At 35.1% G+C, this 18262-nt stretch carries 18 protein-coding genes; 4 read left to right on the top strand and 14 right to left on the bottom strand.

Going from position 1 to position 18262, the window contains the following annotated elements:
- Positions 1-80: 80 nt before the first annotated feature.
- The 3 genes from FC97_RS05165 to FC97_RS05155 form a co-directional block, all read right to left on the bottom strand.
- Complete coding sequence (locus tag FC97_RS05165; RefSeq protein ID WP_054643986.1) at positions 81-1484, bottom strand: APC family permease; 1404 nt, start codon at positions 1482-1484, stop codon at positions 81-83.
- A 199-nt stretch (positions 1485-1683) separates the two neighbouring features.
- Positions 1684-2529, bottom strand: coding sequence for a helix-turn-helix domain-containing protein (locus FC97_RS05160; protein WP_054643985.1), 846 nt, complete (start codon positions 2527-2529; stop codon positions 1684-1686).
- Between the two features lie 27 nt (positions 2530-2556).
- The gene (locus FC97_RS05155) at positions 2557-2916 is read right to left on the bottom strand and encodes a DUF488 domain-containing protein (RefSeq protein ID WP_054643984.1); all 360 of its coding nucleotides are present in this window, start codon (positions 2914-2916) and stop codon (positions 2557-2559) included.
- 169 nt (positions 2917-3085) lie between these two features.
- Between FC97_RS05155 and FC97_RS05150 the strand changes: the two genes are divergently transcribed.
- Together FC97_RS05150 and FC97_RS05145 are read left to right on the top strand one after the other, a co-directional pair.
- Positions 3086-3523 (top strand): Hsp20/alpha crystallin family protein, encoded by a 438-nt coding sequence (locus FC97_RS05150; protein WP_054643983.1) that lies wholly within the window; start codon positions 3086-3088, stop codon positions 3521-3523.
- A gap of 93 nt (positions 3524-3616) precedes the next feature.
- Entirely contained in the window at positions 3617-4054 is a 438-nt protein-coding gene (locus tag FC97_RS05145; RefSeq protein ID WP_054643982.1) for an Hsp20/alpha crystallin family protein, read from the top strand.
- A 711-nt stretch (positions 4055-4765) separates the two neighbouring features.
- Here the strand turns inward: FC97_RS05145 and FC97_RS05140 are convergent.
- The 3 genes from FC97_RS05140 to FC97_RS05130 form a co-directional block, all read right to left on the bottom strand.
- Positions 4766-5713 (bottom strand): LacI family DNA-binding transcriptional regulator, encoded by a 948-nt coding sequence (locus FC97_RS05140; RefSeq protein ID WP_054643981.1) that lies wholly within the window; start codon positions 5711-5713, stop codon positions 4766-4768.
- 230 nt (positions 5714-5943) lie between these two features.
- On the bottom strand, positions 5944-6654 hold the full coding sequence (gene ubiE / locus FC97_RS05135; protein ID WP_054643980.1) for a bifunctional demethylmenaquinone methyltransferase/2-methoxy-6-polyprenyl-1,4-benzoquinol methylase UbiE: 711 nt from the start codon (positions 6652-6654) through the stop codon (positions 5944-5946).
- A gap of 10 nt (positions 6655-6664) precedes the next feature.
- Entirely contained in the window at positions 6665-7273 is a 609-nt protein-coding gene (locus FC97_RS05130) for a histidine phosphatase family protein (protein ID WP_054643979.1), read from the bottom strand.
- Positions 7274-7486: 213 nt separating this feature from the next.
- Here FC97_RS05130 and FC97_RS05125 point away from each other — a divergent pair, with 213 nt between their 5' ends.
- Complete coding sequence (locus FC97_RS05125) at positions 7487-8815, top strand: uracil-xanthine permease family protein (RefSeq protein ID WP_054643978.1); 1329 nt, start codon at positions 7487-7489, stop codon at positions 8813-8815.
- Positions 8816-8949: 134 nt separating this feature from the next.
- Here the strand turns inward: FC97_RS05125 and FC97_RS05120 are convergent, their stop codons facing one another.
- Complete coding sequence (locus tag FC97_RS05120) at positions 8950-10839, bottom strand: fructose-bisphosphatase class III (protein WP_054643977.1); 1890 nt, start codon at positions 10837-10839, stop codon at positions 8950-8952.
- Between the two features lie 135 nt (positions 10840-10974).
- On the opposite strand from FC97_RS05120, the gene FC97_RS05115 reads away from it, so the two are divergent.
- Positions 10975-11868 (top strand): aldo/keto reductase, encoded by an 894-nt coding sequence (locus FC97_RS05115; protein WP_054643976.1) that lies wholly within the window; start codon positions 10975-10977, stop codon positions 11866-11868.
- Between the two features lie 59 nt (positions 11869-11927).
- Here FC97_RS05115 and FC97_RS05110 read toward each other — a convergent pair whose 3' ends face one another.
- Genes FC97_RS05110 through FC97_RS05080 form a run of 7 tightly spaced genes read right to left on the bottom strand, consistent with a single transcriptional unit; the run spans position 11928 to position 18143 of the window.
- Entirely contained in the window at positions 11928-12503 is a 576-nt protein-coding gene (locus tag FC97_RS05110; RefSeq protein ID WP_054643975.1) for a hypothetical protein, read from the bottom strand.
- A gap of 19 nt (positions 12504-12522) precedes the next feature.
- On the bottom strand, positions 12523-13668 hold the full coding sequence (gene dgoD / locus FC97_RS05105) for a galactonate dehydratase (RefSeq protein WP_054643974.1): 1146 nt from the start codon (positions 13666-13668) through the stop codon (positions 12523-12525).
- Positions 13669-13689: 21 nt separating this feature from the next.
- Entirely contained in the window at positions 13690-15060 is a 1371-nt protein-coding gene (locus FC97_RS05100; RefSeq protein WP_054643973.1) for a PTS galactitol transporter subunit IIC, read from the bottom strand.
- Positions 15061-15091: 31 nt separating this feature from the next.
- Entirely contained in the window at positions 15092-15385 is a 294-nt protein-coding gene (locus FC97_RS05095; RefSeq protein WP_054643972.1) for a PTS sugar transporter subunit IIB, read from the bottom strand.
- 19 nt (positions 15386-15404) lie between these two features.
- Positions 15405-15881 carry a PTS sugar transporter subunit IIA gene (locus FC97_RS05090; protein WP_082397618.1) on the bottom strand — a complete coding sequence of 159 codons (477 nt, stop codon included), beginning with the start codon at positions 15879-15881 and terminating at the stop codon, positions 15405-15407.
- Entirely contained in the window at positions 15878-16516 is a 639-nt protein-coding gene (locus FC97_RS05085) for a bifunctional 4-hydroxy-2-oxoglutarate aldolase/2-dehydro-3-deoxy-phosphogluconate aldolase (RefSeq protein WP_054643971.1), read from the bottom strand. The genes FC97_RS05090 and FC97_RS05085 overlap by 4 nt, the downstream gene beginning before the upstream one ends.
- Positions 16517-16523: 7 nt before the next feature.
- On the bottom strand, positions 16524-18143 hold the full coding sequence (locus FC97_RS05080; protein ID WP_338025150.1) for a BglG family transcription antiterminator: 1620 nt from the start codon (positions 18141-18143) through the stop codon (positions 16524-16526).
- Between the last annotated feature and the right edge of the window lie 119 nt (positions 18144-18262).

The following is an 18262-nucleotide window of genomic DNA, read 5'->3' as shown; positions in this document are numbered from 1 at the left end:
GTATAAAAAAATCGTGTCCGTAGAATTAATCTACCAACACGATAAAGTTTAGAACCGAAAAAATAGCCTCCGTCAGGAAGCTATTTTTTATTTTGCAATTTTGAATGTTTCAAACTGTAAGTGAAGTAAACAACTATTCCAATCAAGATCCAAACTCCAACACTGATTTTAGAAATGGATGGCAACATCAATAAGAAGTATAAACTAGCTACTCCAGCAAAAATTGGTAGGAATGGATACCAAGGCATCTTGAAACCTGTGTTAGGAATGTCTTTACGATGGCGTAACGGAATAATACCAAAGGAAATAAAGACGAATGCCAACAGCGTTCCGGCATTGATCAATGATGTCAATTCAGTCAATGGTACTAAGCCGGCAAAGAACGCTTGAACTACTGTCGCTACCAAAATAGCATTCTTTGGAACTGAGTATTTGAAATCAACTTGTCCCATTTTCTTAGGCAACAATCCATCGCGGCCCAAAGCATAAACTAAACGAGAGCCACCAAAGAACATCGTCAATAATGATGTGAAGATACCGACTAAGGCACCAATGGTAATCAGTTTATTCCAAGTATCCAGATGTACGACTTTCAACGCATAAGCAGCGGGATCATCAACATTTAAGTCCTTATAATTGACGATTCCGGTCAAGACAAGTGAGAACGAAACGTACAAAATCACGGCGACGATAACCGTTCCCAGAATTCCTTTAACCATATCCTTCTTCGGATTAATAGTCTCCGCTGAATTGGCTGCCAAAGCATCGAATCCAACGAAAGCAAAGAAGACTGTAGCACAAGCTGTCGAGATTCCACCTAAACCAAAGGGTTCAGTATGGAACTGTTTAGGATAGAACGGTACATAATTGCTAGTCTTAATATAGAAGAAACCGACCACAACGAAGAGGACGATAATCGCTACTTTGATAACAACCGCAACGTTTTCAACTTTCTTAGAAAGACTGGCACCGTGGGAAATGATGATAGCAATCAATAAGACGATCAACGTCGCCGAAATATTGATTCCACCACCTTCCAGAGGACCTGCCGATAAGAACTTAGGTAGATGTACTCCAAAGGCTCCCAAAATATTGTTGTTAAAATATGAAGCAAAACCAACTGCTTCCGCTGAAACAGTTAAGAAGTATTCCAAAATCAAAGCCCAACCTAGAATCCAGCCGACTATTTCACCATAAATAATGGAACCAAATGAATAAGCCGAACCTGCGACAGGCATTGCCGATGAAAATTCAGCGTAAGCCATGCCGACTAAGCCAGAGACCAGTGCAGCAATCAAGAACGCTATCGCCACCGCTGGACCAGCATGTAACGCCGCTTCATGTCCTGGTAAAATAAAAATACCAGTTCCAATTACGGCACCAATCCCAAGTGACAAAAGATCCCTTGCACCCAAACTCTTTGTTAGTCTCGAATCCGCCTTGATGTAAGTGTCGACGGATTCCTTCTTAAAGACATTTTTCATAAAAATCTCTCCTTAAATTACGCAAAAACAAGTAATTTACATTAAGTTTAAATTCTACTACAATTTTTTTCATAAAAAAAGATGATTTGTACATAAATCCTATACACGCGTCTAATTATCGTTTACACATCAAAATAATTATGAGAGTAAACAAAAAATGTAGGAAGCATTAGTAAGAATGCCCCCTACATTTTTATTATTACTCTTTTCCATCAATACGATATTTCGTTGGTGCATAGCCGGTATACTTTTTAAATGTCTGGCTGAAGTAACTCAACCTCGTAAAACCTAATGCATCTGAAATCTCATTAATACTGTCATCCGATTCCTTTAATAGAATCATGGCCTTTTGAATCTTTCGGGCATTCAAATACACCGAAAAACTCAAACCTGTTTCCCTCTTAAACAGTTTGCTAAAATAATAATCCGACAGATAGACTTTCCCCGATACTTGATCGAGTGTTAAACGTTTATCTAGATTATTATCAATAAACTCAATTGCTGAAATAATTGACTCATTTGAAGTCGACAAATGTCTGATTCTCTTTAACGCTCCACTTTCATCGTTATCGAGATCATCAATTGCTTCATCTACATCCAGTGAATATTTAATTATGAAATCATCAAGTCCTCTTTCTTTGATGATCAATTTAGATACATTCTCAAATAAGTATCTTAAATACTCAACTTGTTGCTGCAATTTTTGAATTACTACGATATTACTCGGATCAGTATTTTTTACAATGTCCCGAGCAACACAAATCTTCCCTACCCGTTGATTGATTATAGCTACACGCAACGGTGCGTCAGCATATTCCATATCATACTTACATTTGCTGACGCTCAACTTAGATAAATCTCTAACCTTGTCTATTCTTGTTAATTCATTTTTCTTTGTTAGCGTACCAAAAATTCCAGCCTGTAAATGATCCTCATTATTTAACACAAAAATAGCTATATCATTAGTCTGTGCATATGACTGCAACAGATGGATCAATAGCTTATCACTACTAGATAATAAAGATTGCAAATCAAATTCTTCCATAATTGTTAGCCAACCAATCTACAATACTTAAATATTTGAATTTAGATATTCCATTAGCACTACAGCGTCATTATGTTCTTCATCTTTCGCACTATATAGTATTAGTACATCTTGTGTTTGAAGAGCCTCTTTTAAAGACTTTAGAAATTCTTCGGTATATGGATTATTGTTAATCTCACCCAAATATTTATTTTTGAACTCTAAATATTTTTCAGGATCATGTCCAAACCACTTACGCAATTCTGCTGATGGGGCTATCTCTTTTGCCCATAAATCAAGGTCTGCACGTACTTTGGACATTCCTCGTGGCCAAAGTCGATCTACCAACACACGGTACCCTGATGGTAAATCTTTGTCATATATACGTCTCATAACTAATTTAGTCATTTTAACATCCTCTTCTTTACCAAGTTAATTGTATCACATAATTTACAGTTATATTTTACTTACTTTTTGCTAAAATTAGCACTCTACAATTAAGAGTGCTAAATTCTTGAACTTCCATAACTCAGGTTTTATACTGTATTTGTAATCAAGGGAAAGGAAGTAATGAGATATGGCAAATGAAATTATGGATCGTAATGATTTAATGAGAAACTTATTTAATGGTGACTCTTGGATGAATAATTTTCCATCTATATTTGACAATAATTTCCCAGAAGATTCAACACTAAAGACCGATATTAAAGAAAATAATCAAAATTATGAAGTACACGTTGATCTTCCCGCAGTTGATAAGAAAAATATTGATATCACTTACGATAACGATATTTTAACTATTAGTGGTCACCGCGATAGTTTTACCGATCACAACGATAAAGATGGCGACGTAATTATGTCCGAACGTTCAAGTGGTCATTTCATGAGACAATACAGATTGCCACAAGTCGATCAAGATAATATCAAAGCTACATATAATAAAGGTGTTTTGGAAATCATTCTTCCAAAAGTAAATAAGGAAGTCGATTCCGGACATCACATCAAAATTGACTAATGCTTTAAGCTTATTTTTTTGGAGTTCTGTTAGCACTCAACTGTATTGAGTGCTAACAATGAATTTATTCTATTTAAAAAGGAGTAATTATTTATGGTAAATGAAATTATGAATCGTAACAATTTAATGAGAGACTTTTTCAATGGGGACAAATGGATGACTAGTTTTCCATCATTATTTGAAGACAGTGCTTTAGAAGGTTCTAACTTGAAGACTGACATTAAAGAAACTGATAAAGATTATGAAGTACACGTTGATATGCCTGCTTTTGATAAGAAGAATATCGACATCAATTATCAAGATGATGTTTTGACCGTCAGTGGCCGTCGTGACAGCTTCAATGACCATAACGATAAGAACGGTGACATGATTATGTCCGAACGCACAAGTGGCCGCTTCATGAGACAATATCATTTGCCAGCAGCCGACGTTGAGAACATCAAAGCCAACTATGACAATGGTGTCTTGAAAGTTATCCTCCCTAAGTTAGAAAAGAAGACTAGCTCAGAACATCATATCGATATTGACTAATGTATATTCATTTAGGTGCAGTTCCTATTTAGGTTTTACAATACCTAAGAAACGAAACAGGATTTAGTCCGGAACAACAAGATAAAGGCCGAATTTAGAGATCCATTATTTTGCACGAAGTGTGAAATAATTAGCTCCAAGTCGACCCATGGCGTTCCAGCCAAATTTTCTTGTTGTGGAGGACGGCATCTTACCATCATTTCCACCTAAAAATGGTAAATTTATATGAATTCACAAAATCTTCACATTTTATAAATATTTAATTCATAAAGGTTGAGTATTATATAAATTGTAGATGAGAGATATAGATAATCCCTTTTCTCACCCCCCTATAACATATATATATTTAATCCCCTAAATAAAAAGTACCTTTCCCCGAGGTACTTTTTTTATTGTCTTTTACGTGTCAGTTAGTAGTAGTTAGGCGTAAAATACGATATACTATTCTTTGCAGAGTAGTTTTCTGCTCTCATGGGATGTAACTTTTAAAGTTACAAAAGGACAAAGAATTTATAAAAATATAAAAGACTTATCAACTATGGGCTATCCAAAAATGTTTTATAATTTTCAAACAACTATAATTTCCTGATAAGCCAGTAATATACAAACTGTAGATAAGAGCCAATACTCTTTTCTCATCCCCCCTATAAACAATATTTAATCCCCTAGAAAAACACCCTTTCCGAAAAAAGGGTGTTTTTTATTTGTCTTCTATATTAATGCTCCTCGCAAAATAAATTCCGCGGGAATTAACTTCTTGACGATTTTCTTTTCAAAAAGAGACCAAAAAGCATATTCACCAATTTCATTCAGCTTATGATCAATGGTCGAGAAATTCATCAAGTAACTATAATCTAAGTTTTCTTGACCTATAACAGGAACATCAATCTGCATTTTCTTCAACTGATAAATAATTCCAGCTGCAACTTGATCGCCATTAGCAAAGACTGCATCCAATTTTGAATTTTTGGCAGTTAATTCCTTAGCCGCTTGAATTCCATCTTTGAAAAATTGCATATTTCTAACTAATAGTTTCTCAGGACACTTTTCTCCAAAAACTTTGTAATAAGAATCCACCGTTGATTTAGCACTTCGACTTGTTTGTTCGTTACGACTTACCGTAACGCCTATATTTTGAAATTTTAATTTCTTTAATAATTCAAAAGCATCAATATAAGATTTTTCTCGATCAGTATAAGCACAAGAAATCGGATAATCTAAAGTATCTTCACAACAAGTAATTGAACCGTACTTCTGATAATCGACAATTGTTTCAAATGGAATTGCCCTAGAAGTAAAAATCAATCCGTCGAATGCCTGATGTTTCAGCATTTCTAAATATTTAATTTCACTTTTAACATTATAATGTGAAGGTAATAAAGTAACCTGATAGTTTTCTTTGAAGGCAGCCTGAGTGATAGCGGAAACTAGTTTTTGAAAATAAGGGTGATTACTGTATGGCATAACGACACCAACACGGTAAGTTTTGCCGGTACTTAAGGCTCTAGCAATATCATTGGGATGATAATTCAATTCCTTCATCGCCTTGAGAATCTCTTCTTTAGTTTCTGTAGCAACATAACTTTGATTATTAATAACCCTCGAAACAGTTGAAACTGAATGACCTGAAAGCTTGGCAACATCTCTGATATTTGACATTTTGAGCACCCCTTTTAATTGTTAGCTTGCTACAACAGTTATAAAATATTATTTCTAAAAAAATAGAACTTCACAAAATCTTCACATTTTCAATATAATTGGTTCACACTTATTGGTTATAGTATTACTTGTAGATGAGAGATATCTCATCTCATCCCCCCTATAACATATATATTTAATCCCCTAAAAAAATAAAAGAACACCTTCCCCGGGTGTTCTTTTTGTTTTGTCTAAATACTTTTAACTGCCGAATGAATAGCCGCTGCTTTCATCATTAAATCAGTAACTTCAATATTCTTGAATCCAGCATCTTGCATCATCTGACAGAGTTTTTTGATACTAACAAAACGATTAACTGAATCATCCAGGTACTGATAATCCGATTTATTCTTTGCAAAAACTTTTCCCATTAAAGGCATTAACTTATTAAAATACAATTTCCAACCAATTTTAATAACTGGTGTCTCAACTTTGAATGCTTCCAAACAGATTAACTGTCCACCTGGTTTTAAAACTCGACAGATTTCACGCAGTACTTTGTCAGCATCTGGCACATTCCGTAATCCAAAGCCGATCGTGATTGCATCAAAACTATTATCCGCAAAATTTAATTGCATGGCATCGCCAGTTTCCAAAGTAATATTAGTTAACTTGGATTGAGCAACTTTTTGTTGAGCTAGTTTGAGCATCTCTTGACTGAAATCCACACCAATAATTTGAGCATGATAAAATCTTTGCCCCAACATAATCGTCCAGTCAGCCGTCCCACAACAAAGATCCAACACTTTTTGAGGATGATTAACGATTTTTTCAGTAGCCTTCTTACGCCACTTTTGATGTGCTCCCAAACTCATAATGGAATTTAATTTATCATAGTTACCCGCGATGTTATTAAAAGTCGTTTGAACATCCTTTTCGGGAACTTTATTAGTCAGACTCATTGTCTACCCTCTAATCGATATTATTTAAACGTCCATAATACATTAGATACTTTTTACCACTAGCTGAAACTTTATATTTAGATACTCCACCGTTATCCGGTTGAATGATGTTTGAAATATCTTCAGCACCAGTTGTGACTTTAACAAATGAACGACTAACGAAACCGTGACAAACTACTAAAATCTTCTCATCACCTTTTTTAGCCATATCATTCATGAAGTCTTCAACACGTTTATAAACATCCGCATATTCTTCACCATTAACAGCATACTTAGTATAATTTGGTAACAAATATTTATTCTCATCAAAGGCGTCTGGATGTTTTACGATCAATTCTTCTTCTCTCAAACCATCCCATGAACCATAGTCAGCTTCAACTAGACGTTTGTCTTGTTGGATTTCGTGTGCTCCCTGATTCAAAATTTCAGCTGTTTGCATTGCACGTTTCATTGGACTTGCATAAACTTCATCAAAATCAGTGATATCAATATGTTTTTCTAATTCCTCAATTTGCTTGATACCTTTGGCGTTTAGGGGTTTGTCGGTAGACATTCCGTTGATTCGAGCCTCAGAGTTAGTGTCCGTTTCACCATGTCTTACAATATATAATTCAACCATAAAAATCTCCTCTTTGTTAACGCTTAAATTCTCCTTTTAGTATTTCATTATTGACTTTACAATGCAACTCAATTATATTAAGTGTAATTAAATAAATGATCCTTTAAATTTTGGTCCCGTGAGGCTAATAAGGAAACACGTTCAGTCTTTTATTTCGCATACACGGGATAGAGGACTATTTTTTTGCAAAAAAAATACTAAGGGGATGTTTTTTTGAGTAAAAACGAAGAACAATATCGAAATCCAGACGCAGTTCTGGATGTCTATGAAAAGCCACCACTAAGCAGTTGGGCTTTCCTATCATTACAGCACTTATTCTCAATGTTTGGGGCCACAGTCCTTGTCCCTCTACTAGTTGGATTGGATCCAAGTATTGCTTTATTCAGTTCCGGTGTCGGAACTTTGCTTCATATTTTGATCACTCACAGAAAAATTCCAGCTTACATGAGTTCTAGTTTTTCCTTCATTGTTCCGATGGTCTCGTTAATGAAGACAGTCGGCTATCAAGGTGTCGCTCAAGGTACTATCGCCGTTGGTTGTGTGTATTTGATTGTTTCTATCATTGTTGGCTTTGCCGGTTCTGCTTGGATCGACAAGGCTTTACCACCAATCGTAGTTGGTCCTATCATCGTAGTTATCGGTATGTCAGTTGCCGGAAGTGCCGCTGACAATGCTATGATGAACGGTTCACATTATGACTTGAAGTATTTCGGAATCGCCATGTTTACACTTTTCCTAACTGTTCTTTTAAACATGTATCTTCGTGGTTTCTGGAGTAATATCGCTATTCTTTTAGGTATTGTCGGAGGATATGTTCTCTCTGTCTTCTGCGGTATCGTTGATTTCTCCAAGGTTGCTTCAACACCTTGGTTCAAATTACCTGCTTTTGACATTATGTTTGCTAACTACATGCCTCATCAAATCTACTGGGGTGCGATCCTGAGTTTTGCACCAATTGCCTTCGTTACTATGGCTGAGCATTTGGGACACATCATGGTACTTGATGAATTAACTAATCGTGATTTCTTCAAAGATCCTGGTTTACACAAGACACTAGCTGGTGATGGTACAGCCTCAATCGTTGCTGCTTTTCTTGGTGGTCCTCCTGTTACATCATACGGTGAAAATATCGGTGTCATGGCCGTTAACAAGATTTTCAGTGTCTACGTTGTTATTGGTGCTGCGGTCTTCGCTGTCTTGTTCGGATTCGTCGGTAAATTAAGTGCTTTGATTCAAACTATTCCTGGACCCGTAATCGGTGGTATCAGTTTCATGCTATTCGGTGTTATCTCCTCAAGCGGTCTAAGAATTCTGGTCGATAACAAAGTCGACTTCAATGAAAAACGTAATTTAATGATTGCTTCAGTTATCCTCGTTATCGGTATTGGTAATGCATATCTTCAAATGGGTTCCTTCCAATTCACTGGAGTTGGTGTCGCCACAGTTGTCGGTATCGTTCTTAATTTGATTCTTCCTAAACATGCCCTCTCAGAAAATTGGGATGAAAAGAAAGATGACTGGAAAAATAAGGAAAAAGCTTAAACCTCTTTGATTTCAAAAAGGTCCAAGATAATGCTATCACTTTGATGGCAATATTATCTTGGACCTTTTTTACGTTCTATTTAAGTGTAACCGTTGTTCTGTGCTCTATAGTAGAAAAGGGTTTGTTCCGCTCTCTAATCGTTTAGTTCTGCCGACAAATCAGCTATTTGTTGTTTTATCTTATCTCCTCGATCGGTATCCATGACCACTTTTCGTTCAACCGAATTTTCAACGATCTTTCGTTTCAAAATCACATCGTTCAAATCTTTCAATGAAGTTGATAAGGAAATAAATGGTTTCAATTGTAATAGCTGCATTCCATAAGAATCGTATAACAGAGTAAATCCTCCATTGTGTTCCATTTTAGGACGGCCACCGTTTACTTGGATAATCTTACCCTTAGACATAATAGGAAGATTCTCTTCATCGATATCTGGCGTATGTCCTACAATAATATGACCTTCTTCTTCAACTCCAAATTCATCTTTAACTCGATCTGCATACCACTCTTTTTTACGTAATTTATAGAAAGGATTTAAAGTTTCTTTTTGTAATTCTTCATCATCTATAAAGTAACGTTCAAAAGTGGTCATCTTATCTTTACCAAATAATGGCGAATCTTTTCCACACCAAAGATACCAGAGCACATCAGAATTGAAACAATCCCCCGTCGTGGGATGGCGCATTGCATCCCGCAATATAATTTGGAAGTAGTCACTTAAATCTTTCCCTAGATAATTACGACCGTCGATCTTCCATTTAACAAAATTGCCTTGCTCATCCGTCGGTACACAACCGTGGAACAGCAGGTTTCCGTTATGTTTGAGGTACATTGAACCGTGATCGTACATAAACCACATATGCTCATTCAACTTGGTTGAGTGAATAAACTGATTGATCAAATCAATTAAGACGACTTGTTCAGGATGTGAAATTTGATAGGGATTTCCGGGATTAACTAGTTGGAAACAGCCATTTTCGATTGGATAATCTTTACCATCGATCTTGACTGACTTCTTATCCTGACTCAACTTATCCAAGAATAGGCGATCATTCATTTCAAACTCTGGACGACGCTTGATAGCCTGCCCCTCTAATTTAAATTGCATAATAGTGGCGGCCTGTTGAACACAATTATCAGTTATTCGATCTTCCTCGGAAATTTCTGTCAAATCAACTTTAGGATCAAAATTCGATAATGGACGATAGCTGTGACGAGCTAATTTAATCATTGAAGTCATGTCAATATCATATGCATCATTTAACAGTTTTAAATTGTCATAGCGAGCACAAATTCTGATCAAATTGAGCATGCATAGCTTAGACCCTGCCATACTTCCCATCCACAGAATATCGTGATTGCCCCATTGTATATCAAAATTTTGCCAGTGATTAATCAAATAATTAATCACCAAATCGGGATGTGATCCACGATCATAAATATCTCCCACAATGTGAATCCTCTCAATTGCCAAGCGTTGAATTGCATGACTGATAGCAATAATGAAATCATCAGCCATATTCAAACGTTCAATACTGGACAACAAACCTTGATAGTAGAGTCGTTTATCTTTGAAATTAGTATCGATCATCAAAAGGTTTTCAGTGATATCCCAAAAATCCGGTTGAATAGCTTTTTGTACAAGGCTCTTAGGATATTTATTTGCTACATAACGTAACATTTCAATTAAATTATTGAATGAATCCATATACCACTGCTCTAACTCATCTGCATCAGTAATCTTATTCTTAGTTTCTTTGAGAACTTCAGACGGATAATAAATCAGACAGGACAACTTCATTTGATTGATTGGCATCAACTTACCAGAAAAAACTTCTGACACCTTTTTACTGATATTACCAGCACCACTACGCATAATATGTGAGAAACGATCGTAACCACCATGAACGTCGCTGATAAAGGCTTCTGTTCCTTTAGGTAAATTCAAGGTAGCAGATAGATTAATAATCTTAGATTTAATTTCATTCTTATTTTCAACTACATTCGTAAATTTATTTCTCATTAATATATTCCCCCAAGAGCAATGCGTTCTATATTAATGATAGCGCATTCAGGTTGAACTATACCAAACGAAAAGCAATATTCCAAGTAACACAGTTATATTTGAGTTAAAATTATACTTATAGGAGGCTAGAATATGAATTTAAAATTGGATTCTACTGTAACTTTGAATAATGGTGTTGAAATGCCCCAATTAGGTATGGGTGTTTGGAAAGTAAACAATACGGGTGCTTCCCAATCTGTACAATGGGCTTTGAAACACGGCTATAAAGCTATTGATACTGCAAAACAATATGGTAATGAAGCTGGTGTTGGTGAAGGATTACAAAAAGGCTTTGCAGATAATGGTCTCAAACGTGAGGATATCTTTTTAACAACAAAGATCTTTAATGGTGACCAAGGCTATCAATCAACACTCGACAACTTTGAAGGTCAATTAAAGAGATTACAAACAGACTATGTAGATCTTCTCTTGATTCACTGGCCAGTAGATGGCACATACTTGGACACATGGCGTGCATTGGAAACAATCTACAAAGAAGGCAAAGCACGTGCTATTGGTGTATCTAACTTCAATATTGAAAGATTAAAGGATATTCTTAAGAACTGCTCAATCAAACCTGCTGTTAACCAAATGGAATATCATCCCCTTTGCCAAGAAGTTGATATCAAGAACTTCTGTGACGAAAACAATATTCTACTTGAAGCATGGTCTCCACTTGGTGGTGGTTCTGTTCTAGGTGATGCCAGATTAAAGAAAATTGCTGACAAGTATAACAAGTCAGTTGCTCAAGTTATTCTTCGTTGGGACTTACAAAATGGTATCATTACTATTCCTAAGTCAGTTCACGAAGAAAGAATTGTTCAAAATTCAGATGTTTATGACTTTGAATTAAGCGATGCCGACATGAAAGAAATCAACGGCTTCGATAACGATAAGAGAAGTCTTTGGTACGGCGACTTCTTCTGGAGTGGTAACCCTGATGGTTATGTTGACTCTGTTGAAGAATGGGACGACTCTGAAAAGTAAATTTACTTAAATAAGCTAGAAAAAATCTATGATAGATTTTTTCTAGCTTATTTTTTTATTTAACTCTTTTTTCTAATAGCAACAAATTTATTTCTATTCGGTCTATTTCTAATCATTTCTAGTTGCTTAGACTCTAAGCTTCTATGTTTTCTATTTTTAATAGTTAGTTGTCTTTGATACTCTTCTCCAGTCAACACCTTGACCGTTTTGGGAACACGTTTACGAATAAAGTGTTGAATTGATTCTTCATTATCCGTAAACATTAAAGAATAACTACCACCTTTTTTAGATGCGAATGTTACCATAGTGTCTTTTTTAACAGGTTCAACAATAATCTGATCATATCTACCATAATCAGAAGCTTTTGATAATGAACCGTAAGTAACGACCTTATCATTTCCAAGTCCTTGATTATAAAATGCAACACTAGCAAACAATACAGCAATTAAAACTACTTTTATGTTTGACTGCATGGAGTGTGACCAAAATAAAATGATGATTAATATTGCTGCTACGAATGCTATTAAGTATTTTAAATTTGACGACTTAGCTTTTATTTTAATTGATGCTTGTTGTTGAAACTCGAACACTAACAAGGCACCTATTAAAACTACCATTATGATAGACTCTCCCATTATTGCTACCTCCTGTTAATTACCACTCAGCAATTGTACCGTCGTAGTTCTTCCAAGAAGGATTACTCCAAACCAAGCCTTGTTGGGCAACGTCCTTAATCATATCCTCATCCATTTCAATACCTAAACCTGGTTTCTTAGGTAATTGAACATATGAATCCTTGTATTGGAAGATCTCTTTATTTTTAACAAAATCTAGTAAATCAAATCCTTGATTATAGTGAATACCTAGACTTTGTTCTTGAATGAATACGTTTGGTGTACATGCATCAACTTGCAAAGTTGCAGCCAATGAAACTGGTCCATATGGTGCATGAGGTGCACAAGCCATATCAAATGATTCTGCTTCAGCTGCAATCTTTCTAGTTTCTAAGATACCTCCACACATAGCTACATCTGGTTGAACGATATCAACTGCACCTTGTCTGAATAAATTCTTAAAGGCCCAACGAGTATAAAGTCTTTCACCGGTAGCCAATGGAATTGAAACTTCTCTAGCAATATCATCAAATGATTCCCAATTTTCAGGTAAAACAACTTCTTCCAAAAACATAGGATGGTATGGTTCCAATGCTTTTGCCAAAACTTTAGCCATTGGTCTATGAACACGTCCATGAAAATCAATTCCAATTTCAAGATCATCGCCAACTTCATCACGAATCGAAGCAACACGATCAACTACTGCTTGAACCTTTTTATAAGAATCAACATAGTGTAATTCCGAGGTTGCATTCATTTTAATTGCAGTAAATCCCTTGTTGACACGTTCTCTGGCTTGTTTAGCTACATCACTAGGACGATCTCCACCAATCCATGAATATACTCTAATCTTGTCTCTAACAGCTCCACCTAAGAGTTCATAAACTGGAACATTCAGGGCTTTTCCTTTGATATCCCATAAAGCCATTTCAATTCCTGAAATAATAGTTCCATTAATGGGACCACCTCTAAAGAATGAACGATGTAACTCTTGCCAAATACGTTCAATTTCAAAAGGATCACGTCCAATAATTTTCTTACCCATTTCTTCAGCACCAGCGACTACTGTTTCAGTTTTAGTTCCTGAAATCATTTCGCCCCATCCGGTGATTCCTTCATCAGTTAGAATTTTAATAAAAATCCAACGTGGCTTTACTTTATAAATTTTAATATCAGAAATTTTCAAAATATCTACTCCCTTAATCTATTAGTCAGTTACAGCATCTTGCATTTCCATATTCTTATTAACATGTTTTATACCGTCAAAGAAGTACCATATTCCAGCGAACGCAATAATTAATACTGGTATAGAAATAAGTGGATGCCATGTGAATGCGAAGTATACGATGAAGCTTTGAATCATTGATGTAGCAGCAAATGAACTAATATATAGTGAATTTGCACCTAATTTAATACCAACAGACTTAGCAATTGCAGTTAACACTGGAGCAGTTGCAGTACCACACCATAGAAGTGAAGCCGTTACAACTAGTCCAATGATAATATTCTTGATCAAATTACCATTTGTAAGTGCTACAACCAAAGCAACTCTAAATGGAACAACAGCTAAATCGGCAAATGGTAGAACTGAGTTTCCTGGTAAAATCAAAGCCATTGCAATAGTCAATGGAATAATAATCAAAGCTGTAGTAATAACATCTTGATTACCAACAACAACAGCGGCATCTAAACCAATAAATAATTTTCTACCTTTGAATCTCTTTTCAGACCATTTTTGTGCAGCATCTGAAATTGGCATTAATCCTTCCATAAATAATGAAGTCATCTTTGGAATCAACACCAAAACGGCTGACATTGAAACACCCAATTGCATAACTTTCATTAGATCATATCCGGCTAACCATCCAATGACCATACCAATAATCAAGCCCATGATCATTGAATCCCCAAAGAATCCTAAATACTTTTGAGCATCTTTTATAGAGAATTTATTATTTCTCATGAAAGGGATTCTATCCAACAGCCAATTCAAAGGCCAAGCAATAACCAATGATGATAAAGCCGAAACAGTTGGCAAGGATACTCCTGGAATACCAAAGAATGATTCAACAATTGGCTGAGACCAGTCGGCTAATTTGAAAGTAATTAAGGCCATCAAGATTGATGAGCCAATACCTAGCCAAATGTTTTTAGTAACGAAGTAAACCATAACTCCGACAATTGCCATATGATGATAATTCCAAATATCAACATCTAAGGTATGTGTCTTCTTTAAAATCAATAAAATAATATTTACTAAAAGAATTCCAAAAATCAAAATTGCAATAATTGGTGATGCCCATGTAACGGCAGCGATTGAACCCCATCCAACATCTAGTGCGGTTAAATGAACCCCGGTTCTGTCTACCATTGCTTTAGCGGCAGGTCCAACATTTGTTGTCATAAAATCAAGAATTAACTTGATACCAGCAAAACCAATTCCAAGCGTTAATCCGGATTTAAATGAACGAGTAATCTTTAATCCAAATATAAGACCAATAATCGTGATAATTACTGGTAACAATACCGTCGGTCCAGCGGCAATCAACCAGTTAAAGACATCCATTATAATATGCATGTTTATTCACCCCTGATAATTAAATAATCATTTAACCTTCTTTTTCTTTTATAATTTTATAAATCTCATTGAAAGTGTTGTCTGCTCCTATTCCGGTTAAAATTGGCATCCCTTTAACGTAAGGTACACCATGTGTCTTTCCATCAAATTCTCCTGTTGTTACTAATAAATCAAAACCTTCAACTTTACCAGGTACTTCCATCAATTTAGTTTGGGTAGTATCTACAGGCAAACCTTTATCTTCCATAAAACTTCTAATTTTTGATGCAACAACTGTTGATGTTGCGATTCCATTTCCACAAGCTACTAATATACGTGCTGGCATAATATAATTCCTCCAATTATTAATTTAAAATTCCTAATAATGATGGTTCAATTAGATTCAATAATTCTTCTGATGTATTAGCGTTTAAAATATCATTCCGTAATTTTTCATCTTGGATAATTCCAACAACTCTTTGTAACATTTCTACCTGACCATGAGGCTCGCCAATTGCAAGCATGATCACTATTTGAACAGGTATTGTTTTTTTTATATTTTCCATATCATGAAATTCCACTGGCTTTTCTAATGTACCAACAGCCACAGTTGTCTTATTAACTAAATTAAAATCTGCATGTGGAATGGCCACTGCTGGACTCTTGGATGGGAGACCGGTTGGGTACTCCATTTCCCTTTTTTTGATAGCAGCTATATAGCTCTCTTTTACGTAACCGATTTCATAGAGCTGAGTAGAAAGCTGTTCAATAACATCAGTGCTATCATCTGCGGTCATATGTGGAAGAAATAATGATTTATCTAAATCAATGTCTACTTTCAAACGAGTGTCCCTCTTTTCTTAAAATCTTTTACAAATGTAGCTAAAGAATTAGCTAAGCCTTCGATATTTTCATTTCTAATATCTTCTTTGTTAAATAGCTTTGATCCCATTCCCAAATAATCACAGCCATTGTCCAAGAATTCGCCGGCATTTTCCAGAGAAACTCCTCCGACGGCCATCAAAGGTAATTTACCTAAAGGTGCTTGAATTGCCTTAAAATAATCAGGTCTTACCGTTGAAGCTGGAAAGATTTTTACAATATCTGCTCCTTTTTCGAATAGTTCAGTTACCTCTGTTGGTGTCATTGCAGCAGGAACAGTTACTACTCTATGATCATGCGCATAATCAATCATTTCTTTAGTGAACGACTGGGGTCCCAGAAGAAATTTTGCTCCTGCTTCGATAGCGTTTTTTGTATCTTCCAAATCCATAACTGTACCGGCACCAATTTGATATTTATCACCAAATTTAAGATAACCATCTCTAATAATATCGAGACAATGTTCGGTGTTCATCGTAACTTCTATGCCAAAATCGTTTTCGAACCCATCCATCGCTTCCATAATTGTCATGGCCTGTTCTTGAGTATATCCACGCATGATAATTGTAAACTTTGGGTAATTTTTTAAATTCATAAATAAATCACTCCTTAATTCTTCTTTTTATTTCATTAATTACTTCATTTTTAGAATCAGCGTTGATTAATGTTTTCATTGACTTAGGATTAGCAGCTATATTAGCTAGTTGTTCGACAGCTCTAAAATGACTCGTTGTATCTCCAACAGCCAATGGAACAATAATATGAACATCTGCATTATTTGGAAATTTTACTGGTTCTTTGCTAATCAGAAGACCAAATGCATTTCCATTAACACCCATATCTGGGGTCGTGTGAGGAATAGCCATGTTCTTACCAAAATAACTATAATTACTCATAGACGAACTCTCTTTAATTATTTGCTTCAAGAACTTATCCGTTACAATTCCCTTTTTCATAAGTGGTCTCGTTGCTAATTCCAATGCCTCAGTCCACAAAAGCTTCTGATCGGTAAAGTTAATAAAATCTGGCTTTACGTATGCTAATAAGTCTGGTAAATATTCCGTTTCCTTTACTTCATCATCTTGTCCTTTTAATAGAAATAATTGAATTTCCTTTCTTAATCGAACTTCATCATCTACTTGACCATGTCGACTAATAATATTCATTAATCCATCTAACATTTCTTCTGAATTACCAAAACTGATATCTCTAAGTACTCGATATCGTAAATTTAAAGATTCATCAGTTGTCATAATGGGATGGATAATATATTGTCTAGCGTCTGTCTTTAAATGGACAGTTGTAAAAACTACATCAAAATCATTTTTAAATTTTTGAAACTCTCTAACAGAGGAAGCTGAGACAAAACTTATTTCCGGAAACATTTCTCTCAATTTTTTAAACATCAATCTGGAGACAATTACTCCATTACTGCAGACAACCGCAGCTCTTTTCTTCTCCTCTGGTTTCCAATTTTCAAGTTCAGATCCAAAGTAAAAAGATAATAATTCAATTTCATCTTTTGGTAAGGCCGAATTTAATTTTTTCTCCAGTGGCTTTACAATTTGACGTACCGTATCAACAAACATCTGATGATTCTTAACATTCCTTACAGCTGATTTAATCCCTGAGTCCTTCAAATGTAATCCATATTTAATTCTTAAAATCATTGGTTGAATATGTGCAACCAACCTCTTTTCAAAATCTGATTTATTTTTTATTTCTACGTAAGTTAAAGATTCAAATTGTTGTACCATCTCATGAACCATTTTTAATAAATCAGAATTTTGATATTGGATCTGACCTTCTACAGTATTTGCTGAAATGAACAATAATAAGATCCATTTATAATCGTCTTTATTTGCTATCCATTTTTCAGGAATAACATTAGATATGAAATCATACTCGCTTGTATCACGGATATCTGTCTTAAAATACGATTCCTTTGGGACTTGACATGAACGATTTCTGGCTATCAATATCATTAGAGAATAGACTAATTGATTAAACGATTGATCTGAGTATGTAATATTCAAATGCTGTTCAATCTTATGAGTGTAATGAATTATGGAACCTACTGAAATATCGGATATTTCCACAATCAACTCCATACCATCTTCAAAATGTAGAATTATTGCAACCAGTTCATTTATAATTTGTTTGACTTTCAATTCTGAACCATTTATCCTATATCCATCTTTTCGTGAATATACTAGTTCCAAGTTATAATTTTTAAGATATCTTTTAGCATTCTTTAAATCTGACGTAGCTGTAGTTTTACTTACGGCAGATTGCAAGAAATAACTTGAACGAATTTAATGACGTAAATTAAGCAAGAAGA

The sequence above is a fragment of the Companilactobacillus kimchii DSM 13961 = JCM 10707 genome, assembly GCF_001435445.1.
GTDB classification, from domain to species: Bacteria; Bacillota; Bacilli; order Lactobacillales; family Lactobacillaceae; genus Companilactobacillus; species Companilactobacillus kimchii.
This window is presented reverse-complemented; position numbering and strand designations above follow the sequence as displayed.